This window comes from Paenibacillus maysiensis (assembly GCF_000520815.1).
In the GTDB taxonomy this organism is placed as follows: Bacteria; Bacillota; Bacilli; order Paenibacillales; family Paenibacillaceae; genus Paenibacillus; species Paenibacillus maysiensis.
Genome location: NZ_ASRY01000336.1, coordinates 1 through 1,394, shown reverse-complemented (window position 1 = coordinate 1,394; position 1,394 = coordinate 1). Strand labels below are relative to the sequence as shown.

Here is a 1,394-nt window from a genome sequence, read left to right as displayed (position 1 = left end):
CCCGCCAGTGAAGAGAATAGCAGGACAAAATCCAATGGTATGCTTTTACTTGCCTGATCGAGGTTCACCAGACCGCGCACCTTCGGTGCTAGCACAGCATGCAGTTCATCTTCCGTTTTCTTTATTATGAAATTGTCGCGGTGTATACCGGCACTGTGAATGATGCCGTGAAGAGCGCCGTGGCGGATGTGAATATCATGAATCATTGCGGCAGTCGCTTCACGGTCGGCTACATCGACAGAAATATACTCAACGCGGGTATCATTCTTTAAGGACAGCCCCAGCTTGTCCAGATCCCCCTGTGCTATCGCAGAACGGCCGGTAAGGATCAGCGTCGTCCCCCTCCAGGTACGGGATATTTCGCGGGCCATAATGCTCCCGAGGCCGCCCGCGCCGCCTGTAATTAAATAGATTCCGTTATCTTTGCAGGGCAACGCAGGACACTGTTCCCCGCGCTGCACCAGCTTATGCCATTCCAGCATCCGGCATTTGCCGCCGTCATAACGGATATGCTTCATGTCTGGCCGAGTCGCGCTTTCCTGCAATTTGCGGAGTAATTCTGCAGCGCTGTCGTCAGATGCGGTTTCGATGAGCTGTCCAACCAGCTGGGGATTTTCAGAAACGGCTGTTTGCAGCATTCCCGTTAATCCTGCCAATAGGCGTTGTTCTCCGCAATTCGGTATCGCTAGTTGAATCAGCACTTTGCCGCACGGCTTATCTTGAATAATGCTTTGGAGCTTTCGGAATGTCCGAGTAGCCGCTTCGCTGAAGCATTCATCGGCTCCGTTCGGTTCCCGGTTGAAGCCCAAATTCAGCACCTCGGTGGATGGCAGTGTATCGGCGCAATCTTCTAGGCAATGCTTAAAATCTTCGTATATAGCCTCGTTCTCCATTCCGAGTAGTACCACATGCTTGATGAAAGGCGGAACAGCTCCAACCGGCTTTTCTGGGCATTCACTCCAACTGGGCGCCAGCAGAAGTGCTCCCACTGAGTGAACAGCGTCTGTCGTTTGCGGAAAGAGCGGATCACCGTCGCATTCGCGCTTCCTACGCCCCAGCTTATCCGAGGCAGGAAGCGTTTTGGGTGTCTCCATTCCGATCAAGCGCTCCACGGCCCGTACCATCAATCCGGACAACCGGACACAGACCCGACCACCTTCCTCGCACAGATCGATGTCCAGCTTCCCGGTGCCGCTTCCCCCTTTCCGGCGCCGGATCCACGCCCACATCCGTTTGCTCAGCTCCCCGTGCACCTCCAGACTCTCCAGCGCAAAGGGCAACATTACCCGCTGGTCTTCCTCGCTCAGCGCCAATCCCATACAGCTCTGCAACGCTCCGTCCAGCAGCCCCGGGTACAGCACATACTCCCCCCAGCTACTTTCCGCCGCCTCCGG

The 1,394-nt window shown here is 55.5% G+C and carries 1 protein-coding gene; it reads right to left on the bottom strand.

Annotation, left to right across the window (positions count from 1 at the left end):
• A partial coding sequence (locus L696_RS29035; RefSeq protein WP_155985486.1) for an SDR family oxidoreductase occupies positions 1-1,394 on the bottom strand: 1,394 nt, incomplete at both ends.